The organism is Nocardioides zeicaulis, from assembly GCF_042432345.1.
In the GTDB taxonomy this organism is placed as follows: Bacteria; Actinomycetota; Actinomycetes; order Propionibacteriales; family Nocardioidaceae; genus Nocardioides; species Nocardioides zeicaulis.
The window spans coordinates 632,490-657,242 of record NZ_JBHLXH010000001.1; the positions used below are offsets into that span (position 1 = coordinate 632,490).

The 24,753-nt window shown below is 74.6% G+C and carries 22 protein-coding genes; 2 read left to right on the top strand and 20 right to left on the bottom strand.

The window, feature by feature from the left end:
- Window positions 1-50: 50 nt before the first annotated feature.
- Genes ACFFJG_RS03145 through ACFFJG_RS03155 form a run of 3 tightly spaced genes read right to left on the bottom strand, consistent with a single transcriptional unit; the run spans window position 51 to window position 3,968 of the window.
- Entirely contained in the window at window positions 51-2,273 is a 2,223-nt protein-coding gene (locus ACFFJG_RS03145; RefSeq protein WP_378517154.1) for a [protein-PII] uridylyltransferase, read from the bottom strand.
- Window positions 2,274-2,325: 52 nt separating this feature from the next.
- Window positions 2,326-2,664 carry a P-II family nitrogen regulator gene (locus ACFFJG_RS03150; protein ID WP_121138992.1) on the bottom strand — a complete coding sequence of 113 codons (339 nt, stop codon included), beginning with the start codon at window positions 2,662-2,664 and terminating at the stop codon, window positions 2,326-2,328.
- Window positions 2,661-3,968, bottom strand: coding sequence for an ammonium transporter (locus ACFFJG_RS03155; protein WP_378517155.1), 1,308 nt, complete (start codon window positions 3,966-3,968; stop codon window positions 2,661-2,663). The genes ACFFJG_RS03150 and ACFFJG_RS03155 overlap by 4 nt, the downstream gene beginning before the upstream one ends.
- Window positions 3,969-4,183: 215 nt before the next feature.
- Here ACFFJG_RS03155 and ACFFJG_RS03160 point away from each other — a divergent pair, with 215 nt between their 5' ends.
- Both ACFFJG_RS03160 and ACFFJG_RS03165 read left to right on the top strand, forming a co-directional pair.
- Window positions 4,184-5,128 carry a rhamnan synthesis F family protein gene (locus tag ACFFJG_RS03160; protein WP_378517156.1) on the top strand — a complete coding sequence of 315 codons (945 nt, stop codon included), beginning with the start codon at window positions 4,184-4,186 and terminating at the stop codon, window positions 5,126-5,128.
- Entirely contained in the window at window positions 5,118-8,099 is a 2,982-nt protein-coding gene (locus ACFFJG_RS03165; protein ID WP_378517157.1) for a glycosyltransferase family protein, read from the top strand. The genes ACFFJG_RS03160 and ACFFJG_RS03165 overlap by 11 nt, the downstream gene beginning before the upstream one ends.
- Window positions 8,100-8,254: 155 nt before the next feature.
- Here ACFFJG_RS03165 and ftsY read toward each other — a convergent pair whose 3' ends face one another.
- The 17 genes from ftsY to rsmD all read right to left on the bottom strand — a co-directional run.
- Entirely contained in the window at window positions 8,255-9,394 is a 1,140-nt protein-coding gene (gene ftsY, locus ACFFJG_RS03170; RefSeq protein ID WP_378517158.1) for a signal recognition particle-docking protein FtsY, read from the bottom strand.
- A 12-nt stretch (window positions 9,395-9,406) separates the two neighbouring features.
- Window positions 9,407-10,336, bottom strand: a complete 930-nt coding sequence (locus ACFFJG_RS03175) for a methyltransferase domain-containing protein (protein ID WP_378517159.1) — start codon at window positions 10,334-10,336, stop codon at window positions 9,407-9,409.
- Window positions 10,337-10,396: 60 nt separating this feature from the next.
- Entirely contained in the window at window positions 10,397-10,573 is a 177-nt protein-coding gene (locus ACFFJG_RS03180) for a hypothetical protein (RefSeq protein WP_378517160.1), read from the bottom strand.
- A gap of 103 nt (window positions 10,574-10,676) precedes the next feature.
- On the bottom strand, window positions 10,677-11,153 hold the full coding sequence (locus ACFFJG_RS03185) for an acyl-CoA thioesterase (RefSeq protein ID WP_378517161.1): 477 nt from the start codon (window positions 11,151-11,153) through the stop codon (window positions 10,677-10,679).
- Complete coding sequence (gene smc, locus ACFFJG_RS03190) at window positions 11,150-14,704, bottom strand: chromosome segregation protein SMC (protein WP_378517162.1); 3,555 nt, start codon at window positions 14,702-14,704, stop codon at window positions 11,150-11,152. Before smc ends, ACFFJG_RS03185 begins: the two co-directional genes overlap by 4 nt.
- A gap of 123 nt (window positions 14,705-14,827) precedes the next feature.
- Window positions 14,828-15,292 carry a GNAT family N-acetyltransferase gene (locus ACFFJG_RS03195; protein WP_378517163.1) on the bottom strand — a complete coding sequence of 155 codons (465 nt, stop codon included), beginning with the start codon at window positions 15,290-15,292 and terminating at the stop codon, window positions 14,828-14,830.
- A gap of 29 nt (window positions 15,293-15,321) precedes the next feature.
- A complete protein-coding gene (locus ACFFJG_RS03200; protein WP_378517164.1) occupies window positions 15,322-16,950 on the bottom strand; it encodes a hypothetical protein in 1,629 nt (542 codons plus the stop codon).
- Between the two features lie 85 nt (window positions 16,951-17,035).
- Window positions 17,036-18,127, bottom strand: coding sequence for a pyridoxal-phosphate-dependent aminotransferase family protein (locus ACFFJG_RS03205; protein ID WP_378517165.1), 1,092 nt, complete (start codon window positions 18,125-18,127; stop codon window positions 17,036-17,038).
- Between the two features lie 17 nt (window positions 18,128-18,144).
- Window positions 18,145-19,506 (bottom strand): FAD-binding oxidoreductase, encoded by a 1,362-nt coding sequence (locus ACFFJG_RS03210; protein ID WP_378517166.1) that lies wholly within the window; start codon window positions 19,504-19,506, stop codon window positions 18,145-18,147.
- Window positions 19,507-19,555: 49 nt separating this feature from the next.
- Window positions 19,556-20,800 (bottom strand): MFS transporter, encoded by a 1,245-nt coding sequence (locus ACFFJG_RS03215; protein ID WP_378517167.1) that lies wholly within the window; start codon window positions 20,798-20,800, stop codon window positions 19,556-19,558.
- A 55-nt stretch (window positions 20,801-20,855) separates the two neighbouring features.
- Window positions 20,856-21,050: a hypothetical protein gene (locus ACFFJG_RS03220; RefSeq protein ID WP_378517168.1), complete on the bottom strand. Its 195-nt coding sequence runs from the start codon at window positions 21,048-21,050 to the stop codon at window positions 20,856-20,858.
- Between the two features lie 78 nt (window positions 21,051-21,128).
- Window positions 21,129-22,034 (bottom strand): bifunctional DNA-formamidopyrimidine glycosylase/DNA-(apurinic or apyrimidinic site) lyase, encoded by a 906-nt coding sequence (mutM, locus tag ACFFJG_RS03225; protein WP_378517169.1) that lies wholly within the window; start codon window positions 22,032-22,034, stop codon window positions 21,129-21,131.
- A gap of 3 nt (window positions 22,035-22,037) precedes the next feature.
- A complete protein-coding gene (gene rnc / locus ACFFJG_RS03230) occupies window positions 22,038-22,820 on the bottom strand; it encodes a ribonuclease III (protein WP_446686214.1) in 783 nt (260 codons plus the stop codon).
- Window positions 22,775-22,960: a 50S ribosomal protein L32 gene (rpmF, locus tag ACFFJG_RS03235; protein ID WP_378517170.1), complete on the bottom strand. Its 186-nt coding sequence runs from the start codon at window positions 22,958-22,960 to the stop codon at window positions 22,775-22,777. Before rpmF ends, rnc begins: the two co-directional genes overlap by 46 nt.
- A gap of 46 nt (window positions 22,961-23,006) precedes the next feature.
- Window positions 23,007-23,591 carry a YceD family protein gene (locus ACFFJG_RS03240; protein WP_378517171.1) on the bottom strand — a complete coding sequence of 195 codons (585 nt, stop codon included), beginning with the start codon at window positions 23,589-23,591 and terminating at the stop codon, window positions 23,007-23,009.
- Between the two features lie 81 nt (window positions 23,592-23,672).
- Window positions 23,673-24,158, bottom strand: a complete 486-nt coding sequence (gene coaD, locus ACFFJG_RS03245) for a pantetheine-phosphate adenylyltransferase (protein ID WP_378517172.1) — start codon at window positions 24,156-24,158, stop codon at window positions 23,673-23,675.
- Window positions 24,159-24,207: 49 nt separating this feature from the next.
- On the bottom strand, window positions 24,208-24,753 hold a 546-nt coding region (gene rsmD, locus ACFFJG_RS03250; protein ID WP_378517173.1), incomplete at its 5' end, for a 16S rRNA (guanine(966)-N(2))-methyltransferase RsmD.

Below are 24,753 nucleotides of genomic sequence, written 5' to 3' on the forward strand. Positions count from 1 at the left end.
GGCCCAGCCTAGCCGCCGGACCTCGTCGGGCCCGCCTCGGCGGCGGCGGGTCAGCCGCCGAGGGCCGTGCGGACCGCGTGGGCGGCGGCCGCGGCGCGCTCCTCGGTGGGGCGCACGCCGCCGACCTCCTGCACGTAGAACACGTCGACGGCCTGCGGGCCGAGGGTCGACACGTGGGCCGAGGCGACCGTCAGGCCGAGCTCCGCGAGCGTGGTCAGCACCCGGTGGACGACCCCCGGACGGTCGGCGGTGCGGATCTCCAGCACGAGGGAGGCCCGCGAGGCGTCCGGGCGGACCTCCACGATCGGCGGCAGCTCGTCCTCCTTGCGGGCCGCGAGGCCGGGCAGCGCCTGCGCGCCGTCGGCCACGCGACGGATCCGGTCGCGCACGACGGCCGCGTCGAGGTAGGCGTCGGGCACCTCCCAGGCGCTGACGGCCCACTCCCCCTCCCCGTCGACCTGCGACCACGCCCGCGCTGCCTTGACCGGCACCCGCAGGGCGGCCAGCCCGCCCGCGACGTCGGCGAGCAGCCCGACGCGGTCGGCGGCCACGACGGTCACGGTGGCCCCGACCTCGTGGGGGGTGATGGTCACCGCGACGGCGGTGGCGTCGCGGCGTACGACGTCGGGCACCGGCAGCTGGTCGGTCGGGAGGGCGTGCGCGATCTCCGCCCCCAGCGCGGCGCCGGCTCGGGCGACGAGCTGGTCGACGAGCGAGGCGCGCCAGGTGGTCCACGCCGCCGGCGAGGTGGCGCGGGCGTCGGCCTCGGTGAGCGCGCGCAGCAGCTCGAGGCTCGCGGCGTCGGGCACGTGGGCGAGGAGCTCGGCCGTGGTGGCCGGGTCGTCGGGGTCGCGGGTGGTGCCGAGGTCGGCCAGCAGCAGGTGCCAGCGCACCAGCGAGGCCACCACCTCGGCGTCGAGGTCGGTGAAGCCCATCCGGGTCACGATCTTGCGGGCGACCGGCTCCCCGGCGACCGAGTGGTCGTGCAGCGAGCCCTTGCCGATGTCGTGGAGCAGCGCCGCGACCAGGAGCAGGTCGGGGCGGCGAACGCCGCGGATGAGCGCACCCGCCTCGGCACAGGTCTCGACGACGTGCCGGTCGACGGTGAAGCGGTGGATCGCCGAGGCGTGCGGCAGCAGCCGGACCTGCTCCCACTCGGGGAGGAACGTCTCGATGCCGTCGACCTCGTCGAGGGTGTCCCACACCGGCAGCAGGGCGGGCCCGCTGGCCAGCAGGCGCACCAGGGCGTCACGCGCCGGTGCCGGCCACGGCACCGGGAGCTCGGCGCCCTCCCGCACGAGGCGGGCCGCGGTGGTCGGGGCGAGCACGGCGTCACGGCTGGCGGCCTCGGCCGCCGCGCGGAGCAGCAGGGTCGGGTCGTCCGCGGGCCGGGTCCCGGCGTCGAGGACGACCTCGCCGCGCGAGAGCGCGAGGCCGGGTGCGATGCGCTCGAGGGCGGGGGTCCGGCGTCCCTTCTCCCCCTGGGGCCGCGCGAGCACGGCGTCGGTGCGCCGCCACGCCAGCCGCGACAGGTGGGCGATGCGGCGCCCGAGGGAGCGGACGTGGCGCTGGGCGGCGCCCGCGCCGTCGAGCCCGAGGCGCTCGGCCAGCGGCGCCCAGGCCTCAGGGGCGATCCGGTCGGCGGGCCGTCCGGCCAGGTCCTGCACCTCGTCGCGGACGTCGAGGAGCAGCAGCCGGGCGGCCTCGAGCGCGGGGGTCGAGGCGTCGACCAGCCAGCTGGCCTCGATCGCCTTGAGCACGCCCGCGTCGCGCAGGCCGCCCTCGGCCTCCTTCACGTCAGGGACCGAGGCGTGCGCGAGCTCGCCGGTGACGCCGTGCCGCTTGCGGGTCATCGCCTTGAGCTCCGGCAGCCGCGAGCGCGCCTGGCGCCGCCAGTCGGCCAGCATCGTGGTGCGCAGCCGCAGCGTGAGGCCCGGGTCGCCGGCGACGTGGCGGGTGTCGAGGAGGCCGAGCGCGACGCGCAGGTCGGCGGCTGCCTCGAGCACCTGCGACATCGAGCGCACGGAGTGGTCGAGGCGGCGCCCGGAGTCCCACAGCGGGTACCACAGGGTGCTGCCCAGGTCGCCGATGTCGAGCCCGTCCTCGTGGACCAGCACGACGTCGAGGTCGGACCACGGGGCGAGCTCGCCGCGCCCGTAGCCCCCGACCGCGACCAGGGCCACCCCGGCGTCGGGCCCACCGCAGGCGGCGTACGCCTGCCGGCAGAGCTCGTCGGCCGAGGCGGCCCTGGTCCGGCGATCCGTGGCGGTCACGCGCCCTCCCCCACGCGGAGGGCGGTGCCACCGGTCCCGAGACGTGCTGCCATCAGAGCGCGGACGCGTCCTGCTCGCCGGTCCGGACCCGTACGACGGTGTCGACCGGGCTGACCCACACCTTGCCGTCACCGATGCGACCGGTCTGCGCGGTCTTCACCACGATGCCGACCACGTCGTCGGCGTCGGCGTCGTCGACCACGATCTCGATGCGGATCTTGGGCACCAGGGCGATGTCGTACTCCGCGCCGCGGTAGACCTCGGTGTGGCCCTTCTGGCGGCCGTAGCCGCTGACCTCGGAGACCGTCATCCCGGCGACGCCGAAGGTCTCCAGCGCCTCGCGGACGTCCTCCCACTTGTGCGGCTTGATGACCGCGGTCACGAGCTTCATGCGTTGGCTCCTTCGGTGGAGGTGGAGGTGGCGGCGGCCAGGACGCTCGAGCGCCCGCCGCTGGTGCCGCTGTGGAGGTCGTAGGCCGACTCGCCGTGCGCAGCGAGGTCGATGCCGTTGACCTCGTCCTCCTCGTCGAGGCGCAGGCCGATCGTGAGCTTGATCGCCAGGCCGATGACCAGGGTCAGCACGCCGGAGTAGAGCACGGCCACGAGCACGCCGAGCGCCTGGTCGCCGAGCGAGCCGAAGCCTCCGCCGTAGAGCAGCCCGTCGACGCCACCGGCGCCGTCGGAGGTCGAGAACACCCCGATGAGCACGGTGCCGATGATGCCACCGACCAGGTGCACGCCGACCACGTCGAGCGAGTCGTCGTAACCCAGCTTGTACTTCAGGCCCACGGCCCAGGCACAGACCGCACCGGCGATCGCGCCGATGGCCACGGCGCCGGAGAGGTTGACCGCACCGGCGGCCGGGGTGATCGCGACGAGGCCGGCGACGATGCCGGAGGCGGCGCCGAGCGAGGTGGCCCTGCCGTGCAGGAGGCGCTCGACGAGCAGCCAGCCCAGGATGGCGGCCATCGTGGCGAGCGTGGTGGTGCCGAAGGTGCGACCGGTCTCGGACATGAAGCGGGCGGAGAACGCCTCGCCCTCCTCGCCGGCGAAGACGATCGAGCCGACGTTGAAGCCGTACCAGCCCATCCAGAGCAGACCGGCGCCGAGCATGGTCAGCGTCAGGTTGTGCGGGCGCATCTGCTCCTTCGGCCAGCCGACGCGCTTGCCGAGCAGCACGACCAGCACGAGGGCCGCGACGCCGGCGTTGATGTGCACCGCGGTGCCGCCCGCGTAGTCCTGCGCGCCGATGCGGCCGCAGATGAGGGAGTCGTCGGTGCAGCTGAAGACCATGTGGGCCATCGGGAAGTAGACGATGACCGCCCACAGCGGGACGAACAGGACCCAGGCGGAGAACTTGAGCCGGTCGGCCACCGCACCGCTGATGAGGGCGGCGGTGATGATTGCGAAGGTCATCTGGAACATCACGTAGATGTAGCCGTCGGTGGACACACCGTCGAGCCAGAGCAGCTCGAAGGGATTGGCGAACAGCGTGCCGTCGCCGCCGAAGCCCATCGACCAGCCCACCGCGACGTAGAGGATGCCGACGATCGCAGCCGCGACGTAGGACATCATCATCATGTTGAGCACGGACTTCGACCGTGACATGCCGCCGTAGAACAGGGCCAGCGCGGGCACCGTCATCATCAGGACGAAGGCGGTCGCCACCAGCATGAAGGCGTAATAGCCGTCCACAGAACCTCCAGGAAACGTGCGTTCGTGTGGTCCGCCGGGGTCATGACGCCGGTGTCATGCAGGGGTCCACATGTTCATCCAGAGCGTGCGGCCGCGATGTGACGCCCGGCCGCAGCGGATGTTGCGGGCAGGCAACGGATCGCCGCGTCGTGTTACGGCTGTGTGAACGCCGCGGCACACGGCCCGGCACCGGGCCCCCTTGTTAGGGTTCGGCCGTGTCCAGACTGGCCGTGATGGCGCACTACGACGTCGCCGGGGAGCTGCGGCCCCACGTGCGCGGCCAGGTCGAGGCGCTGGCCGCGTCGGTCGACCGGCTGCTGGTCTGCACGACGGCCTCCCTGCAGGACTCCGCGCGCGCCTGGCTCTCCGAGCGGGCGCAGCTGGTGGAGCGCGCCAACTACGGCTACGACTTCTTCAGCTACAAGGTCGGCCTCGACGCCGCCGGCGACCTGTCGTCCTACGACGAGGTGGTGGTGTGCAACGACACCTACGTCTTCGCGCTCGACTCCTACGCCCCGGTCTTCGACGCGATGGCGACCCGCCCGTGCGACTTCTGGGGGCTGACCGCCGCCGAGCGCCTCGCGCCGCACATCCAGTCGTTCTTCGTCGCCTTCCGGCCCTGGGTGGTCGGCTCGCGCGCGTTCACGACCTTCTGGGAGGAGATGGAGCCGATCTCCAAGCGGCGCCAGGTGATCCGGCGCTACGAGATCGGCATGTCGCGGCGTCTCTACGAGGCCGGGTTCGTCTCCGACACCTACTTCGTCGAGACGCCCGAGGACCGGCGCATCGCCCGCGAGCGGATGCGGTGGTGGGCGGCCCACCGCTCGTCCTTCCCGCGCTCGCGCGCGGAGGTGCGCGAGTGGCGCGAGCGCGCCAACGAGCCGTGGAACCCCGCGCGCAGCCTGGCCGACCGGGTGCTCGACGACGCCCGCCTGCCCTACGTCAAGATCGACACCCTGCGCTACGACCCCTACAACCTCGACGCCGAGCGGCTCCTCGAGCTCTGCGAGCAGCGCTTCCCCCAGCGCTTCGCGGGCGTGCGCCAGTTCCTGGCCGACACCGCGCCGTACTACCCCGTCCGCGACACCGAGCGGCTGCTGCCGACGCCCCTGGCGCTCGAGCCGCTCTTCCCGCGGGTGAGGTACGCCGATGCGCGGTGAGCGCCGGCGGCCGGCCCCGGTGAGGTTCGACGACCCCGTGGAGGTCCTCGTCGAGGCGGGCCTGGTCGACACCGACTTCGTCTCCGCCCAGCTCGGGCGTCCGTTCGGGTCGGTCCACGACGCCGCCCGGGCGGCCGTCGAGGCCGGCGACGTCTCCCCGCACCCGCTCTTCGAGGCGCACTGGATCGGCCGGCGCCGGTCGTGGCAGCGCGCCGGGCAGCACCCCGCCGTCTGGTACGTCTCCGAGCGCCGCCGACGCAACCGGATCAGCCCCCACCCGCTGGTCGACCCCCGGATCGTCTTCGCCTCGATGCCCGAGGCACGGCTGCACCCCTACGGCGCCCTCGCCCACTGGCTCTCGGTGGCCACGCCCGGCACGCCGCTGCCCACGCGGGTGCTGTCGCGCAAGGTCTCCTGGGGCAGCTACCGGGCCGCCGCGATCGAGGCCGCCGCCGCCTGGCGCGAGGAGGTCGTGGTCGAGCGGCCCGAGCTGGTCGGCCCGGCCCCGGCGCTGCCCGCCTCCCTCGGCGCGTCACCGGCCGTGACGGTCGTGATGTCGGCGCAGGACTCCGGCCCCGCCGTGCGCGCCACCATCGCCTCGCTGCAGGCGCAGTCGTTCGCCGACTGGCAGCTCGTCGCGGTCGACCGCGGCTCGCTCGACGACACCGCCGCGGTCCTGGAGGGCGTGGCCGCCTTCGACGAGCGGATCACGCTCGTGCGCGAGACCCGCTGCGGGCAGGCCCGCGCCCTCAACGTCGCCCTCGAGCACAGCACCTCCGAGCACGTCGCGTTCCTGCCCGTGGGCCGGGAGTGGCTGCCGGGGATGCTCGCCGACCTCCTCGCCCACGCCCACGACTCGGGTGCCGCCGTGGTGCTCGCCGGTGCCGGGGCGGTCGCCCGCAGCCGCCGCGAGCTCCTCGCCGGACGTCCGGTCGACCTCGCCACCGCGCTGCTGCGCCGCGACGCGATCAAGGACGTCGGCGGCTTCGACGAGACCCTCGACGCCTCGGTCGAGCGCGACCTCGTGCTGCGGCTGACCGGCGACCACGAGCCCCTCCCCGTCGACGTACCCGTCCTCAGGCGCCCCGAGGGCGCTCCGGCCGGGCACGGCGACGACTGGGACTCCGCCGCCCTGGAGCGACAGCTCGTCGACTGGGCGGCCGCGGCGGCCCGCCCCACGTCCGACGACCTCGTCAGCCACGTCCTGCCGGTCGGGCCCGAGCCGCGGCGCACCGTCGAGTGGCTGGGCGCGATGCCCCGCGAGGGTGCCGAGCTGGTGCTGGTGGGCGTCCGCCTGCGCCGGGCGCACCACGTGCTGGCCGCCTCCATCGCCGCCGTCACCTCGGGCGCCCGGTTCGTCTCCGTCCCCGCGCCCGTGTCGACCTCGACCGCGACCAACGTCGGCATCGCCCACGCCTCCGGCAGCACGGTGCTCCTCATCCGGCCCGAGGCGATGCCCCCGCGGCAGCCGATCGCCGACCGGCTGCGCCAGGTGCTCGACGAGCCCGGGGTCGCGCTCGTCCAGCCGCTCGTCGTCGACCTCGACGGGGTGGTGCTCAGCGCCGGCGCACGCTTCACCGCCGACAACCCGCACCCCGGTCTGCTCCTCGCCGGGCTGCCGAGCAGCGACGCGGTCCGTGCCGGCGCCCGACGGGTCGCGGCCCCGGCCTCCCCGGTCGTGGCCCTGCGCACGTCGACGGCCGTCACGCTGCGCGGGCTGTCAGCGCGCTTCCACTCCGTGCTGGCCGAGACCGACCTCGGCCTGCGCGCCCGCGCGGCCGGCCTCGGCGACACGGTCGTCGTCCCGGACGCCGTGATCACCTCGCGCACGCCGTACGCCGAGCCCGCCGAGCTCATCGGCGCCACCGCCTCCCTCCGACGCAGCGGCCTGCGCCCGCCCGCCGACACCACCCGCGACCTGCTGCGCGACGCCGGGCTGGAGATCACCGACGAGCGCCAGCACCGCGTCACCGCCGACCCGGAGGACCGCACGGCCCCGTCCGTGCTCGTGCCCGAGCCCGTCGTGCGCTCGCTCCTCGGCGTGCAGGAGTCACCGCCGCGGCTGCGGTGGGCCGTCGACATCGCCGCGCCCGCCGCCTCCCGCGGCGACCGCTGGGGCGACACCTACTTCGCCCGTTCGCTCGCCGACGCCCTGGAGCGGCGCGGCCAGCACGTCGCCATCGACCGGCGCGACGCCCGCGACCGCGACTCGCGCGACCTCGACGACGTGCTGCTCGTGCTGCGCGGCCTGGACCGCGTGACCCCGCGCCCCGGGCTGCTCAACGTCGAGTGGATCATCAGCCACCCCGACATGATCGCGCCCGACGAGGTCGCCGCCTTCGACCTGGTCTACGCCGCCAGCACCAGCTGGTCCGAGCGGGTCAGCCGCGAGTGGGGCACCGCGGTGACACCGCTCCTGCAGTGCACCGACACCCGCTGGTTCCACCCCGACCGCGCCGAGCCCGACACCGGGCCCGCGCTGCTCTTCGTCGGCAACTCACGCGGCGTCTACCGCTACGCGGTGCGCAGCGCCCTGGCCATCGGCGCCGACCTCACCCTCCACGGCAACGACTGGACCGAGTTCGTCGACCGCGACCGGATCGCCTCCGGCGGCGTCGCCAACGAGGAGGTGGGGGCGCTCTACGCCTCCGCCGGCATCGTGCTCAACGACCACCACCTCGACATGCGCCGCGACAGCTTCGCCTCCAACCGGCTCTTCGACGCCGCGGCCTGCGGGGCGCGGATCCTGAGCGACCGCATCGACGGCCTGCAGGAGATCTTCTCCGGCCTCGTGCTGCCGTTCGACGACGAGCGCGATCTCGCCCGCCTCGCCGCTCCGCCGTACGCCGCGTTCCCCGACGACGCCACCCGCCGCGAGATCGCCCGCGGCATCATCGCCGACCACAGCTTCGACCGCCGGGCCGAGACGCTCGTCGACGACGCCGTGCGCGCCATCCTCGCCCGCCGCTGACCTGACGCGTCCGCACGCGCGCGGCACCGCGGCGTACGCCACAGGTCGGCGGCTCGGCTGGGCGACCTCGAGGTCGGAGCTGCCGCTTCGTACGCGACGTTTCCACCTCGAAGCGGCAACTTCCCCGGATGTCCGGGGAAGTCGCCGGCAAGCGGTCAGCCGAGGAGGGCGTCGACGAAGGCGGCGGCGTCGAAGGGGGCCATGTCGTCGGCGCCCTCGCCGAGGCCGACGAGCTTGACCGGTACGCCGAGCTCGCGCTGGACCTGCACGACGATGCCGCCCTTGGCGGAGCCGTCGAGCTTGGTGAGCACGATGCCGGTGACGTCGACGATCTCGCTGAAGACGCGGGCCTGGATCAGGCCGTTCTGGCCGGTGGTCGCGTCGAGGACCAGGAGCACCTCGGTGACCGGCGCCTGCTTCTCGATGACGCGCTTGACCTTGCCGAGCTCGTCCATCAGGCCGGCCTTGTTCTGCAGGCGGCCGGCGGTGTCGACCAGGACGGTGTCGACACCGTCGTCGGTGCCGCGCTTGACCGCGTCGAAGGCCACGCTGGCGGGGTCGCCGCCCTCCGGGCCGCGCACGACCTCGACGCCGACGCGCTCGCCCCAGGTGGCGAGCTGGTCGACCGCCGCCGCCCGGAAGGTGTCGGCTGCGCCGAGGGTGACGGTGAGGTCCTCGGCGACGAGGATGCGGGCGATCTTGCCGACGGTCGTGGTCTTGCCGGCGCCGTTGACGCCGACGACGAGCACCACGCCGGGCTTGCCGTCGGTGCCGGTGACCTGGACCCGGCGGTCCATGTCGGTGCCGACGAGCTCGATGAGCTCCTCGCGCAGCACGGACCGCACGTCGCTCGAGCGGTCGCCCTCGACCCGCAGGCGCGTGCGCAGCTTCTCCACCAGCGCCTGGGTCGGCGCGACGCCGATGTCGGCGGTGAGCAGGAGGTCCTCGATCTCCTCCCACGTGTCCTCGTCGAGCCGGTCGCGGCTCAGCAGCGACAGCAGTCCCTGGCCGAGGCCACCCTGCGAGCGGGCCAGCCGCTGGCGCAGGCGCACGAGGCGCGACGCCGTGCCCTCGGGCTTCTCCAGGACCGGGGCCGCGGGCTCCTCGGTGACGACGGCCGGCTCCGGCGGCGCCTCGACCGCGGCCTCACCCTCGGTGGGGGGCGGGGGCGCGATGACGTCGGTGCCTCCCGACGGGGGCAGCTGCCCCTTGCGCCTGCCCGAGACCAGCAGCCCGGCGAGCGTGAGGACGCCGACGACGGCGATCGAGACGATCAGGTAGATCCAGTCACCCATGGGGCAATCCAATCAGAGGCGCGCGAGGTGACGAAGCCGGGTGAGCAGCCCGTCGCCGTCGTGCCCGGCGCGCGCCGCCGGCGCGGCCCGGGCCAGCCGGGCGCGCAGCGCGTCGCGCTGCGCGGCCAGCCGGTCGGCCCGGGCCCGGGCACGGTCGCGCTGGTCGCGCGTCTGCTCGAGGTCGGCCAGAATCGCGTCGAAGGCGTTGCTCAGGCCGGTGGCCGGTCCGCCCGCGAGCATCGCCGGCGCCACCCCCTTGCCGTGGTGGGCGATCCACACCACCTCGTGCGGCATGAGGCCGAACCACCGCACCGCGGCCTCGCCGACCAGGGCGGGCGGGGTGACCCGCAGCGACGACAGCCCGGCGTCGGAGAGCCGGTCGTCGAAGTCGTCGCCGTACCACCGCACGTGGTCGTCCTGGCCGAACCGGCGCAGCCGCTCCTCCGGCGGGGCGCCGGGGTCCTCCTCGGTGCTCACCCCGAGCCGGATCGGCACCTCGAGCAGCGCCGTGCCGTGCGGGCTCAGCACGCGGGCGATCTCACGCATCGCCGCTCCGTCGTCGGGCACGTGCTCCAGCACGTGGTAGCAGACCAGCAGGTCGACCGAGGCGTCGCGCAGCGGCAGCGCGCACAGGCTCGCCAGCGCGTCGACCTGGCGGTTGTCGCAGCCGAGGTCGAGGCTCAGCCGCCGCCGCGCACCGAGGCGGTCGAGCAGCGGGGTGGTCTGCCGCGACGGCGCGATCTCCACGATCGTGTCGAGGTCACGCAGGTCAGGGGCGAGCATCCCGAGCAGCAACGACAGGAACCGGTGGCGCTCCAGGCTCCCGCAGCGCGGGCACACCGCGTCGGGGCGTCCGTCGGGCCCGGGGCGGAACTGCCGGGTGACCTTGGCGCCGCACGCGGCGCAGTAGGACCTGCGGACCGCTGACGTGACGTGCGACACGTTCGGCACGGTAGCCCGTGACGGGCCGCGACCGCGACGGCGCGCCGTCGGGCAGCCGTCTCACACGCGGGACTCGGAGTCCTCCAGGACCGGGAGGGCGTCGACGCCGCGGCGCATGGCGTCGCCGAGCTGCGGGGCGACGGGCAGCTGCTCGCCGCGGTGGGGGTAGGCGACGTAGACGGCGACGGCGCCGGCCACGAGCAGGCCGAGGGCCATCATCAGGACGATCGCGAGCACGGGGTTCCTCCGAGGTGGTCCGGCTGGGCTTTGCTCAGCCTCACACACGCGGGGTCGCCCGGCGGCGTCGGTCGCCGACCCGGGCGCGTCGCTGTGGGACCCGTCACTGCTCGCGCAGCAACGGCTCCACCGCGGCACGGACGACGTCGGGGACCGGGGTCACCGGCCGGTCGCCCGCGCCGCGGGCGTTGTCGACGTAGACATGCACGAAGCGACCCTCCGCGGCCGCCTCGTCGGACGGGCCCTGGAACAGGCCGACGCGGTAGACGACCGAGCTGGTGCCGATGCGGTCGACGACGAGCCCCATCTCGATCGGCTCGGGGAAGCCGATCTCGCGGAAGTAGCGGCAGCCGGTCTCCGCCACCACGCCGATCTGCGGCAGCGCCCGCACGTCGACGCCCGTGGCCTCGTAGAGGTGGGCGTTGACGGCCGTGTCGAAGAGCTCGTAGTAGGTGGCGTTGTTGAGGTGGCCGTAGGCGTCGTCGTCGCGCCACCGCGTCGTCGCGGTGCGCCACGCGACGTAGTCGGCGCGGGTCGGCCGCGGCGGCCGGCCCGAGGAGGAGGTCGAGGTGCTCGTCATGCCGGCTCCGCGTCGCGCAGCCGCTGGCTGATCACCGCGGAGACGCCGTCGCCGCGCATCGTCACGCCGTAGAGGGCGTCGCCGACCTCCATCGTGCGCTTCTGGTGGGTGATGACGAGCAGCTGGGAGTTCTCGCGGAGCTCCTCGTAGATCTGGAGCAGCCGGCCGAGGTTGGTGTCGTCGAGGGCGGCCTCGACCTCGTCGAGGATGTAGAACGGCGAGGGCCGGGCCTTGAACAGCGCGACCAGGAACGCCACGGCCACCAGCGACCGCTCGCCGCCGGAGAGCAGCGAGAGCCGCTTGACCTTCTTGCCGGGCGGGCGGGCCTCCACCTCGACGCCGGTGGTGAGCATGTTGGCGGGGTCGGTGAGGACCAGGCGGCCCTCGCCGCCGGGGAAGAGCCGGGCGAAGGTGTGGTCGAAGGCCTTCTCCACGTCGGCGTAGGCCTCGGTGAAGACCTGCTCGACGCGGGTGTCGACCTCGCGCACGATGTCGAGGAGGTCCTTGCGGGTGCGCTTGAGGTCCTCGAGCTGCTCGGTGAGGAACTTGTGGCGCTCCTCCATCGCGGAGAACTCCTCGAGGGCGAGCGGGTTGACCCGGCCGAGCATCGACAGCGCCCGCTCGGCGGCGCGCAGCCGCTTGACCTGCTCGTCGCGGACGTAGGGGGTGGGCGCGGGCGGCTCCTCCCCGTCGGCCACCTCGCCGCTGAAGGGCACCGGCTGGTCAGGGCCGTAGTCGGCCACCAGGCCGTCAGGCTCGAGGCCGAGCTCGTCGAGCGCCCGCCCCTCGAGCTGCTCGATGCGCATCCGCTGCTGGGTGCGGGCCATCTCGTCGCGGTGCACCGAGCTGACCAGCTCGTCGTGCTCGCGGCCCAGGTCGCGCAGGGTGGTGCGCACGGTCATCAGCTCCTGCTCCCTGCCCCGGCGCGACTCCTCGACCTCGGCGCGCTCGTCGGCGGCGAGCATCACCGATCGCTCGAGGTGGTGCAGGACCTGGCGCACGCCCGCCGCCACGGCCCGGGCGGCACGACCCTCGCGCAGCAGCCGCTCGCGCCGCTCGGCCGCGCGGGCCCGCGACTCGCGCTCGGCCCGGGCGGCCCGCAGCAGCGAGTCGGCGCGGCCGTGGATCGCCCGGGCCCGCTCCTCCGCCGTGCGCAGCGCGAGCCGGGCGTCCATCTCGGCCTGCCGCGACTCGCGGGCCGCCTCGGCGAGGCGCTCCCGCTCGGCGGTGTCGGGCTCCTCGTCGGTGACGTCCTGGGCGGCCGCGAGCCGCTCCTGGAGCTCGGCGAGGCCGGCCAGGTCGGCCTCGCGCGCCTCGGTGGCGGTGCGGATCGAGCGCTCGAGGCGCTCCGCCTCGCCGCGCGCCGCGCGCGCCTGCGAGCCGTGCTGACCCAGCTCCTCGGCGACCGCGGCCAGGGTCGCGTCGGACTCGTGGAGCCGGGCGAGGGCGACGTCGACGCGCTTGAGGGCGTCGTGGCGGGCCGCCTCGAGCCGGGAGATCTCGAAGCCCAGGCGCTCGGTGGCGGCGGTGGCCTCGGCGAGCCGCTCCCCCGCCTCGTCGACCGCCGCCTGGATCTCGATGAGGGTGGGCTGGCTCGTCGAGCCGCCCGCCGCGAAGTGGGCACCGAGCAGGTCGCCCTCGCGGGTCACAGCCACCACGCCGGGCAGCTCGGTGACGAGGCCGCGCGCGGTGGCGAGGTCGTCGACCACCGCGACCTGGTGGAGCAGCCGGGCGAGCGCGGGGCGCACGTCGTCGGGCGCGGACACGACGTCGACGGCCCAGCGTGCCCCCTCGGGCAGCGACGGCCAGTCGCGGTCGGTGGCAGGGGCCGACCCGAGGACCAGCCCGGCCCGGCCGAGGTCGTCGTCCTTGAGGTGGCCGATGGCCGCGAGCGCGGCGTCGGTGCCGGTGACCACGACGGCGTCGGCGGCCGAGCCGAGCGCGGCCGCGACCGCGGTCTCCCAGCCGTGGTCGACGTCGAGCAGCGCAGCGACCGAGCCGCGCAGCCCGTCGACAGCGTCGCCGGCGGCGAGCAGCGCACCGGCGCCGTCCTTGCGGTTGAGGCCGAGCTCGAGCGCGTCGCGGCGGGCCAGGTGCCCGGCGCGGTCGCGGTCGGCCTGCTGCGCGGCCTCGCGCGCGGCCGCGAGCTGCTCCTCGACCTCGTCGAGCGCGGCGACCGCCTCCTCGTGCTCGGAGTCGAGGCCCTCCTCGCCCGCGTCGAGGCCGGCCACCCTGGTCTCGAGGGCGGTGAAGTCGCGCTGCGCGCGGTCGGCGCGCGCGACGGCCTCCTCGCGGGCGTCGGTGAGCCGGGCGATCTCGGCGTCGGCGGCCTCGGCGCGGGAGGTGAGGGCGTTGACCTGCCCGGTGAGGCGGGCCAGCCCCTCGCGACGGTCGGCAGCGGCGCGCTGGAGGGCGGCGATGCGCTTGTCCTCCTCGGCGGCGGCCTCCTCGGCGGCCCGCTTGGCCGCGACGGCGGCCTCGAGCGCGCGGCGGTGCTCCTCGACCTGGGCCGCGATCTCGGCCTCCTGCTGGCGCACGCGCTCGGCCTGTGCCTCGAGGTCGTCGGGGTCGCGCCCGGTGTCGAGGCCCTCGGCGTCACCCGCGCCCGCGGCGTTGCGGATCCGCTCGTCGGCGAGGGAGGCGGTGCCGCGCAGGCGCTCCTTCAGGCCCGACAGCGCGAACCACGTCTCCTGCGCCGCGGCCAGGCGCGGCAGGTCCTCGCGCAGGGCGGCCTCGAGTCGCGCCTCGTGCTCGCGCCCGGTGGCGATCTGCGCCTCGACCTCCTCGCGGCGCTGCACCAGCAGCGTCTCGTCGGCGAGCTCGGTCTCGAGCGCGGTGCGGGCAGTGACGAGGTCGTCGGCGAGCAGTCGCGCCCGGGCGTCGCGCACGTCGGCCTGCACCGTCTGTGCCCGGCGGGCCACCTCGGCCTGCCGTCCCAGAGGCTTGAGCTGGCGGCGGATCTCCGAGAGCAGGTCGGCCAGCCGGGTGAGGTTGCCGTCGGTGGCGTCGAGCTTGCGGAGCGCCTTCTCCTTGCGCCTGCGGTGCTTGAGGACGCCGGCGGCCTCCTCGATGAAGCCGCGTCGGTCCTCGGGCGTGGCGTGGAGGATCGAGTCGAGCTGGCCCTGCCCGACGATGACGTGCATCTCGCGGCCGATGCCGGAGTCGCTGAGCAGCTCCTGCACGTCGAGCAGCCGGCAGCTGCTCCCGTTGATCGCGTACTCCGAGCCGCCGTTGCGGAACATCGTGCGGCTGATGGTGACCTCGGCGTAGTCGATGGGCAGCGCGCCGTCGGAGTTGTCGATCGTCAGCTGCACCTCGGCCCGGCCGAGCGGCGGGCGGCCGGAGGTGCCGGCGAAGATGACGTCCTCCATCTTGCCGCCGCGCAGGCTCTTGGCCCCCTGCTCCCCCATCACCCACGCGAGCGCGTCGACGACGTTGGACTTGCCCGACCCGTTGGGCCCGACGATGCAGGTGATGCCCGGCTCGAGCTGCATCGTCGTCGAGGACGCGAAGGACTTGAACCCCTTGAGGGTCAGGCTCTTCAGGTACAACGCGGGCTCCTACCGGGACGGGTCAGGGCCCTCGGTCGACGGGCCACGGGGTACTGGGGAAGCTCAGCGCGGCTCACCCTACCCGTGGGCGGACGGACGCCACCGCAGGCGGAGCGGGCGTCGTCACAGCCCGCGCGTCATCTGCTGGGCGGTCACCTCGTAGCCCAGGGACTCGTAGAGCCGTCGCGCGGCGGTGCTGTGCCCGAAGACGTTGAGCCCGACGCTGCTCGCGCCCAGCCCGGCCTCGTGCAGCGCCTCCATGAGCGCCCGGCCGAGGCCCTCGCCGCGGCGCGACTCCTCGACCCGTACGTCGAAGACCCACGCCGACGTGCCGTTCGGGCGCTCCCGCAGCTCGACCCACGCCAGCCCGACGGGCTCGTCGTCGACCTCCGCGGTCCACAGGTGCATCCGCGGGCTGCCGAGGCCGTCGGGGAGCAGCTCGTCGAGCTCCCGGGCCGACTGCTCCGCCGCCGACTGCTCGTCGAGCCGCCTGGCGGTCGCGATCTCGGCGGCGTACTCCTGCTCCGAGCGCTCGCGGAACACGGCGTACTCGGACGGGGTCATCGACCGGAGCCGCAGCGCTGACATGGACGCCAGGCTACGGCCCCCGGTCGGCGTCAGAGGGTCAGCCGGACCTTCCGCGCGCCGCGGACCACCTCGATGCGGGTGCCCTTCACCGGTCCGGTGCCGTGGAGGCGGAGGGTGCCGCGTCGTACGTGGGCCCGGTCGACGACGGTCCGGCCGTCGAGGAGGCGTACGGCGCTGCCCCGGCGCGCGGTCGTGCGGCAGGTGACGGTCCAGCTGCCCTTGCCGCTGACCTTGCAGGCGGAGATCGCGGGCTGCCCGACGGCGCCGGTGCTGGCGCCGAAGCCGGCCGGCGGCTCGAGCACCACCCGCAGCGACTGCCAGCGGCTGCGCGGCTTCCACCGGAGCGCGAAGCGCCCTGCTCGGTCGGCGGTGCCGGCGGCCACGGCGGTCCACGTGGTGCCGGCCGCCGTGCGGGCCTCGAGCACCACCCTGGCGCCGGTGAGCGCGCGCGTGGGGGTCAGACCGTCGACGGGTCGTCCGACCCGACCGGTGACCTTCGCCGGAAGGACCGCCCGCGTGGGGGACGGACGCGCGACCTGGACGGCGGTGGCGTGGAGCGTCCCGGGGCCTGCACTGACCGAGCCGTCCGGCACGTCGGCGCCGGGCGCGACCGAGAAGGTGCGCTGCGTGGTCTGCACCCGGCCGGAGGCCAGGGTGGCGCGGGCGGTGGCGGTGTAGGTGCCGGCGCCGAGGGTGAAGGCCGCGCGCCAGCCCCCGACGGCGTCCACGGTCGCGGCGACGGCGGAGGAGCCGATGCTCACGCTGACGCCGTCGACGGCGTCGGGCTGCGAACCGGCGAGCTCGGTGGCGAGGTCGGCGGGCCGGGGCACGACCGAGCACGTCTCCCCCGTGGCCACGGCCATCTTGTAGAGGCTGCCGACCGGCCGGCAGCTGGCCTCCGTGCCGATGCCGAAGCTGCGCAGCCGCACCCCGGAGGAGCCGAGCCGCGAGAGCACCGCGTCGTCGATCCCGGACTGGCCGTCGGAGAGGAACATGATCCACTTCGGGCCGGCCGGCGCGGCGGCGAGCGTGTCGAGGGCGACGGAGATCGCGCTGGTGAAGGCCGTGCCGGAGCCGCTGCCCCCGAGGTCCTTGGCGTCGTAGAGCCCGATCCTGTTGCGCCGCACGCTGCTCACGACGGTGTCGAGCCGCGGCACCGCGTCGCCGCCGGTGTAGCCCGGTGCGACGAAGGTCGCCGAGCCCGACGGGTCGAGGTCGGCGGCGGCCGCCTGCCGGGAGAAGGCCACCACACCTGCCTGGACCCCGGCGGTCGCGACCAGGCTGCGGTTGAGCGCCTGCACGCCGGCGACCTCGCAGTCGAGGACGTCGCCGGCGGAGTCGTCAGCGTTGAGGTCGTCCTCCGGGCCCCCGGCCGTGCCCGACCCGGAGCAGTCCAGGCCGGTGACCTGCCCGGTGGACGGCGTGGCGTCGAGGACGTAGAGCACCGAGGTGGTCTGGCCGGGCTCGGCGCCGACGGAGCCGGTCAGCTGCACCACGCCCGCCCGTGCGTCGGTCGGTGCGGTGATCGTCACGGACGCACCTGCGGGCGCCACGGTCAGCACGGCGGCGGTGGTCGCGAGGACGGTGGCCAGGGAGGTCAGCAGCGCGCCGGCACCGAGCCCGGGGTTGCTCGCGAGGGGGCGCGTACGAGGGGTCATGGGAGCACCGTCGCCGGTCGCGACCGCTCCGGCGGCGCGCCCGGGCGGCTATCGCCACTTTTTGGTAGGTCCAGACCAGTGCGTCTCAGCGACCGAGCACGTCTCGCAGCGCCGCGAGGACCAGCAGGACCGCGTCGGGTCGTGCGTTGGGGCCCATCAGTCCGATGCGCCACACGCTCGCCGCGTACGCCCCGGCCCCGGCACCGATCTCGATGCCGTGCCGCTCGAGCAGCGCGGCGCGCACCGCGGCGGAGGCGATGCCCTCGGGCACGCGGACCGTGGTCAGCTCGGGCAGTCGGTGGCCCTCGGCCGCGAAGAGCTCCAGCCCCATCTCCTCCAGCCCCGCCTGCAGGGCGTCGCCCGCCGCCTGGTGGCGCGCCCAGACCGCCTCGAGGCCCTCCTCCAGGACCCGGCCCAGGCCCGCGTGGAGGCTGGCGACCATGGCGGTCGGCGCGGTGTGGTGGTAGGTCCGCTGACCGCCGCGGACGCCGGCCTCGCCGACGTAGCCGCCGAGCATGCCGAGGTCGAGGTACCACGAGCGCGGCTTCTCCACCCGCCGGTCGAAGGCACGGTCGTTGATGGTGAACGGCGCCAGGCCGGGCGCGACACCGAGGCACTTCTGGGTGCCGGCGTAGCCCACGTCGACGCCCCACGCGTCGGCGCGGAGCTCGATGCCGCCGATCGAGGTCACCGCGTCGGTCACCAGCAGCGCGTCGCCCTTGCCGGCGCCCAGCGCGGCGATGTCGGAGCGCACGCCGGTGGAGGTCTCGGCGTGCACGGCCGCGATGATCGCGGGCGCGGGGTGCGCGGACAGGACGCGGTCGACGTCGACCGGCTGGCCCCACTCGTGCTCCACCGCGACCACCTCGGCGCCGCAGCGGGCGGCGACGTCGGTCATCCTCTGGCCGAACAGCCCGTTGACCGCGACCACCACGACGTCGCCGGGGTGGACGGTGTTGACGAACGCCGCCTCCATCCCGGCCGAGCCGGTGGCGCTGAGCGGCAGCGTCCGGGCGTTGTCGGTGCCCCAGACGGTGCGCAGCCGGTCGCAGGTCTCGTCCATGATCCGCAGGAACTCGGGGTCGAGGTGGCCCAGCAGCGGCGAGGCGAGCGCGCGCGTCGCCTCGGGGTAGGGGTTCGACGGACCGGGACCGAAGAGGTGGCGCTCGCGGATCATGCTCCGACCGTAGCCGCTCAGAGCACCGCGCCCGGGTTGAGGATCCCGGCCGGGTCGAGGGCGTCCTTGACCCGCCGGGTCAGCGCCATCACGTCCTCGCCGAGCTGCTCGGGCAGGGCCGCCTTCTTCGTGCGGCCCACGCCGTGCTCCCCGGTGATGGTGCCGTCGAGGGAGATCGCGACCCGCATGATCTCCTCGAACGCCTCCAGCGCCCGGACCCTCGCCGCGTCGTCGCCGCGCGGCACGACCACTAGCGGGTGGGTGTTCCCGTCGCCCGCGTGGGCCACCACGGGGATGAGCAGGTCGTGGCGGGCCGAGATGTCCGCGACGGCGGCCACGAGCTCGGGCAGCCGCGGGACCGGGACGCCGACGTCCTCGAGCATCAGCTCGCCGAGCTCCTCCACGGCCGGGATCACCATCCGCCGGGCGCGGACGAAGAGCTCGCCCTCCTCCAGGTCGTCGGTGACGAGGACGTCGCTCGCGCCGGCCGCCTCGCACGCGGCCTGCATCGACGCGACCTCGGCGGTGCAGGCGCTGCCGGGGGCGTCGCTCTGCGCGACGAGCAGCGCCCCGGCCGTCGTGTCGAGCCCCATCGACCGGTGCTGCTCGACCGCGCGGATCGACGGCCGGTCCATCAGCTCGAGCATCGACGGGCGCAGCGTGCGCCGGATCGCCACGACGGCCTCGGCCGCCGCCGTCATGGTGGGGAACGCCGCCACCAGCGTGGCTCCCACGACCTGGGCCGGCACGAGCCGCATGACCGCGCGGGTGACGACGCCGAGCGTGCCCTCGCTGCCGACGAACAGCTTGAGGAGCGAGAGCCCTGCGACGTCCTTGATCCGGGTGCCGCCGAGGGTGACGAGCGTCCCGTCGGCGAGGACCACGTCGAGCCCGAGGACGTAGTCGGTGGTGACGCCGTACTTCACGCAGCACAGGCCGCCGGCGTTGGTGGCGACGTTGCCGCCGATGGAGCAGATCTCGTAGGAGGACGGGTCGGGCGGGTACCACAGCCCGTGCTCCGCGGCCGCGGCCTTGACCTCCGCGTTGAGCGCACCGGGCTCGACGACGGCGACCTGGCTGAAGGGGTCCACCTCCACGGCCCGCATCCGCTCGAGGCTGAGCACGATGCCCCCGTCGACGGCGCTCGCGCCCCCGGACAGCCCGGTGCCGGCGCCGCGGGGCACCACCGGGACGCCGTGCCGGGCCGCCCAGCGCACCGCCGTCTGCACCTGGCCCGCGTCCTCGGCGCGCACCACCGCGACCGGCGTCCCGGCGCCGGGGTCCTGCGAGCGGTCCCAGCGGTACTTCTCGGTGCGGACCGGGTCGGTGACCACGACCCCCGCGGGCAGGGCCTCCACGAGCTCGGCGAGGGCGTCCATCGCCCCATCGTGGCACGCGACACCGGCGGCGTGGCGGGCCCGAGCGGCCTCAGGCGGTGGGCTCGGCCGCCTCGTCCGCGTGGGCGATGTGCCCGAGCTCGCGCCAGACGAGGACCAGGGTGATCCCCGCCCCGGCGAAGGCGAACCACCACGGCGCGGTCAGACCCCACTGCCGGGCGATCATGCCGCCGAGCAGGGAGCCGAGGAGCATCCCGCCCATCACGCAGATCATGTAGACCGACGACACCCGTCCCTGCAGCTCGGTCGGCACCGCCCGCTGGCGCACCGCGTTGCTCAGCGTCCCCCAGACGAAGGCGTACGCACCGAAGAACACCATCAGGCCCAGGGCGACGGGGAACGACGTCGTGAACGCCATCGCCAGGTGGAACACCACCTCGCACAGCAGCGCGACCCGCATCAGGGTGGCGAGCGGCACCCGTCGCTCGAGCCGGCCGTAGGAGACGGTCGCGACGATGCCGCCGACCGCGCTCGCGGTGGCCAGCAGGCCGTAGCCGGCAGCGTCGACGCCGACGCGCTCCTGCGCCCACAGCACCAGCACCGACATGGGCGCCGCGAAGGTCACGTTGAACGTCACGATCACCAGCGCGAGCGTGCGGACCGGGCGGTTGCCCACCAGCCACCGCATCCCCTCGGCGATGTCCTGGCGGATGTGGGAGTCGACGTCGGGGCGCACCGCGCCCGGCGGGGTGCCGATGCGCGAGACGAGCGCGACGCCGAGCGCCACGCAGGCGGCCTGGAGCGTGAAGGGGACGGCGCTGCCGACGGCGAAGAGCACCGCGCCGAGCGCCGGCCCCGCCAGCTGGTTGGCGGTGATCAGGCCGGCCATGATCCGGGCGTTGGCGATGCCCAGGTCGCGCTTGTCCACCAGCATGGGCACGAGCGTCGAGGACGTCGTGTCGGCGAAGACCTCGGCGGTGCCCATCGCGAAGAGCGCGACGAGCACCAGCCAGATGTTGACGTGCCCCGTCCACACGACCACGACCAGGCCGACGAGCAGGACCGCCCGCACGGCGTTCATCGTCATGATCACCACGCGCCGGTCCAGCCGGTCGGCGATCGCCCCCGCGACGAGGCCGAACAGCAGCCACGGGAGCTGGGAGGCCATCACGGCGGCGGCCACCAGCACCGGGTCGCGCGTCTGCGAGGCGACGAGCAGCGGACCGGCCGCCATCATCAGGCCGTCGCCCAGGTTGCTGGTCCAGGAGCTGGCGACCAGCCAGCGGAAGCCGGCGCCGAGTCGTCGGGGGAAGACGGTCTCGACGAGGGTGCTCACGAGGACGGGAGCCTAGGCGTGCACGGCGCGCGGTGCACCCGAATTGCGATCGGCGTCAGGCCGGCTGGAGGTCCTCCACCGGCAGCTGCTCCTCGCGCGCGGCGGCAGCGAGGCGGTCGTTCTCGGCCTGCAGCCGCAGGACGACGGACTCGAGGTCGGCGACGCGCCGACGCAGCCGGCGGTTGTCAGCAGCGAGGACCGCGCTGGTCCGCGCGTCGTGGTCGAGATGGCCCAGCAGCGCCTTGGCCATGGAGAGCCTTTCGCAGGATTCCGGGTGGGGTCGGGCCGCGAGGGCCGTCTCCAAGAGTCGCACCGTGACGGCAGGGGGTCAAACGCTCCCGGCGCGTCGCGCGCGGCCGCGCGGCGGGCGCTGGCAGGTGGGGCAGAAGAACGACGAGCGGTTCATGAACGCGACCCGGCGGATCGGGGTGCCGCAGCGGCGGCAGGGCTCGCCCTCACGGCCGTAGGCGTCGAGCGAGCGGTCGAAGTAGCCGGACTCGCCGTTGACGTTGACGTAGAGCGCGTCGAACGAGGTGCCGCCCTGCGCCAGCGCCTGCCCCATCACGTCGCGGACGTGGCCGAGCAGCTCGCGCAGCTGCGGCCCGGTGAGCCGGTCGCCGGGCCGCTCGCCGTGCAACCGGGCGCGCCACAGCGACTCGTCGGCGTAGATGTTGCCGACGCCGGAGACCAGGCCCTGGTCGAGCAGCAGCCGCTTGATCGCGGACGTACGGCGTCGCGCGCGCCGCACGAAGTCGTCGTCGTCGAACGCGGGGTCGATCGGGTCGCGGGCGATGTGGGCGATCTCGGCGGGGAGCCCGGCTCCCCCGGCGGAGACGGCCAGCCCGCCGAACATCCGCTGGTCGACGAAGCGCATCTCCAGCCGCCCGCCGGGCAGCGGGGTCCCGTCGACGGTGGCCGGGGGCAGCGCGAGGCCGAAGCGCACGCGCAGGTGGCGCTCGTCGGGGGCGCCGGGCTCGTGCAGCAGCATCTGCCCGCTCATGCCGAGGTGGCCCAGCAGGGCGTCGCCGCCGGCCAGCGCCAGCCAGAAGTACTTGCCGCGGCGGCGCACCGCCTCGATGCGCTGACCGGTCAGCGCGGTGGCGAAGCCCTCGGGACCGTGCGGGTCGCGCCGGACCGGACGGGGGTGGAGCACCTCGACCGACGCGATCGTGGCGCCCACGACGTGGCGCTCGAGGCCGGAGCGGACGACCTCGACCTCGGGCAGCTCGGGCACGGGTCAGGCGCCGGCAGGACCGGCGGCGTCCGCGGCTGCGGCGGCACCGGCGGCGGGAGCGGCCTGCGCGGCCCTGATCTCGCGGTAGGCCGTCTCGGCGGCGCCCTGCTCGGCCTCCTTCTTGGAGCGGCCCTTGCCGTTGCCGAGCACCATCTCGCCGACGCGCACGCGCGCCACGAACGTCTTCATGTGGTCGGGCCCGTCGTCCTCGATGAGGTACTCCGGGACTCCGAGACCGAGGTCGGCGGAGAGCTCCTGGAGGGAGGTCTTCCAGTCGAGGCCGGCGCCCATGGACGCGGCGGCCTCCATGACGGGGTCGAAGAGGCGGTGGACGACCTTGGCCGCCTCCTCCATGCCGCCGCTGAGGTGGATGGCCCCGATCACCGCCTCGACGGTGTCGGAGAGGATCGAGGCCTTGTCGCGACCGCCGGTCGTCTCCTCGCCGCGGCCCAGCATGATGTGCTGGCCCAGCCCGATCTCCCGGGCGACGCCGGCCAGCGCGCGCGCGTTGACCACGGCCGCGCGCAGCTTGGCCAGGCGTCCCTCGGAGAAGTCGGGGTGGGTGAGGTAGAGCGTCTCGGTGACCACGACCCCGAGCACGGAGTCCCCGAGGAACTCCAGGCGCTCGTTGGTCGGGATCTGGCCGTTCTCGTACGCGTACGAGCGGTGCGTCAGCGCACGCCGCAGCAGCTCGGGATCCAGGACCGGATCACCGAGCGCTGCGCGGAGCTCGTCGGTGGTCAGAGGACCTGGCGACGGTCGGCCTTGGCGCCGTACTGGCCGCACGCGCCGCACGCACGGTGCGGGAGGTGCTTGGAGCCGCAGGCGGGGTTGGCGCAGGTCACGAGGGTCGGCGCGACGGCCTTCCACTGCGAACGGCGGTGGCGCGTGTTGCTGCGCGACATCTTCCGCTTCGGAACAGCCATGGTTGTCTCCTGTTGCTTGCGTCCACCGGGTGGCCCGGTGAGGTGGTCAGTCCTGGGGGTCCTGCGTGATCTGCTGCAGCCCTGCCCAGCGGGGGTCGATCGGTGCGTCGTGCGCGTGGTCCGGGTCGTCCGCGAGTCGCGCACCGCACTCGGTGCACAACCCGGGGCAATCGTCCATGCAGAGCGGCTGGAAGGGCAGTGCGAGCACCACCGCGTCCCGCAGCAGCGGCTCGAGGTCGATCAGGTCGTCCTCCCCGAGCCGGCTGGTCTCGTCGTCCAGGTCGTGGTCGTCGTGCTCCGCGGCCCGGTCGTGCTGGTCGGGGTAGACGTAGAGCTCCTGCAGCGTCACGTGGACCTCGTCCTCGATCGGCTCCAGGCAGCGTACGCACTCCCCCTCGAGCGCGGCCGTGGCCGTGCCCGTGAGCAGCACGCCCTCCATGACCGCCTCCAGCCGCAGGTCGAGCTCGACCGGCGATCCTTCGGGGACAGAGAGGACTTCGATACCAAGCTGTGCTGGCGCCTCGACGGAGAGCTCGAGCGAACGCTGGGACCCCGGGCGGCGGCCGAGCTCGCGAGTGTCAAGCACGAGCGGCGCCCTCGGGTCCAGGCTGCTCACGACGAACTCCCACATCTGGACACCAACACAACCTCCGAATCGTATCCGGCCCGTCGCCGGAGGGGCAAAACGAGTGCCCTCCGCGCGCCGCCCGGCTCAGCCACGACGCTCCGCCAACCGGGTCAGCAGCCGCTCGCGGACCGGCTCGGGCACGAGCCCGCGCACGTCGCCGCCGAGGGCGGCCACCTCCTTGACCAGGCTCGAGGAGACGAACGCGTTGCCGACCGCCCCGGGCAGGAACACGGTCTCGACCGAGGTGAGGTGGGAGTTCATCTGGGCCATCGGCAGCTCGTACTCGTAGTCGCCGGCGCCGCGCAGGCCCTTGACGATCGCCACCGCGTCGACCTCGGCGCAGAAGTCCACGATCAGGCCCTCGAAGCCGGCCACGCGGACGTGGGGCAGGTCCGCGGTCGTCTCCTCGAGCATGGCGATGCGCTCCTCGGGGGTGAAGAGCCGGTTCTTGCTCATGTTGACGCCGACGGCGACGACGACCTCGTCGAAGAGCCTCGCCGCGCGGGCGACGACGTCGAGGTGGCCATGGGTCACCGGGTCGAACGACCCGGGGCAGACAGCGCGACGCACGGCTTCCTTCCTTCGGCGCGGGTGCTCGGACCCGGCCCGGTCGGGGTGGTCAGGGAGCGGGCGGGTCCGCGTCCTCACCCGTGGCGTGACCGTACCAAAGGGCCGTCTCGCCGTAACGCTTCGTGCGCTCGCCCTCGACGCCGCGGGGCCAGACGACCTCGCTGCGCTTGGCGGCCCGCTCGACCACCACCAGCGCGCCGGGCACCAGCCACCCGTGCGCGACCAGCGCGGCCAGGTCGGCCGCCACGTCGGCGTCGGGCACCGGGTAGGGCGGGTCGGAGAAGACGACGTCGTAGGGGGCCGCGGGCGTGGACTGCAGGACGGTCGCCACCGAGGCGGCGACCACATCGGCGCGGGCGAAGCCGAGGGTCGCGGCGTTGCGGCTGATCAGGGCGGCGGTGCGGCGGTCCTGCTCCACCAGGGTGACCACGCCGGCACCGCGCGACCACGCCTCGAGGCCGACCGCGCCGGAGCCGGCGTAGAGGTCGAGGAAGCGCAGGCCGTCGAGCGAGCCGGTGCGCGACTCGATCGCGGAGAACAGCGCCTCGCGCACGCGGTCGCTGGTCGGACGCGTGGTCTGCCCGCGCGGCGTCTC

Bases quoted from the DNA above. Each gene is read 5' to 3' on its own strand.
- ACFFJG_RS03165 (WP_378517157.1), top strand. From the start codon at position 5,118: ATGCGCGGTGAGCGCCGGCGGCCGGCCCCGGTGAGGTTCGACGACCCC.
- ACFFJG_RS03200 (WP_378517164.1), bottom strand. From the start codon at position 16,950: ATGACCCCTCGTACGCGCCCCCTCGCGAGCAACCCCGGGCTCGGTGCC.
- rpmF (WP_378517170.1), bottom strand. From the start codon at position 22,960: ATGGCTGTTCCGAAGCGGAAGATGTCGCGCAGCAACACGCGCCACCGC.
- ACFFJG_RS03240 (WP_378517171.1), bottom strand. From the start codon at position 23,591: ATGTGGGAGTTCGTCGTGAGCAGCCTGGACCCGAGGGCGCCGCTCGTG.
- ACFFJG_RS03210 (WP_378517166.1), bottom strand. From the start codon at position 19,506: ATGGACGCCCTCGCCGAGCTCGTGGAGGCCCTGCCCGCGGGGGTCGTG.
- ACFFJG_RS03205 (WP_378517165.1), bottom strand. From the start codon at position 18,127: ATGATCCGCGAGCGCCACCTCTTCGGTCCCGGTCCGTCGAACCCCTAC.
- ACFFJG_RS03185 (WP_378517161.1), bottom strand. From the start codon at position 11,153: ATGACGAGCACCTCGACCTCCTCCTCGGGCCGGCCGCCGCGGCCGACC.
- ACFFJG_RS03220 (WP_378517168.1), bottom strand. From the start codon at position 21,050: ATGGCCAAGGCGCTGCTGGGCCATCTCGACCACGACGCGCGGACCAGC.
- ACFFJG_RS03150 (WP_121138992.1), bottom strand. From the start codon at position 2,664: ATGAAGCTCGTGACCGCGGTCATCAAGCCGCACAAGTGGGAGGACGTC.
- ftsY (WP_378517158.1), bottom strand. From the start codon at position 9,394: ATGGGTGACTGGATCTACCTGATCGTCTCGATCGCCGTCGTCGGCGTC.
- ACFFJG_RS03195 (WP_378517163.1), bottom strand. From the start codon at position 15,292: ATGTCAGCGCTGCGGCTCCGGTCGATGACCCCGTCCGAGTACGCCGTG.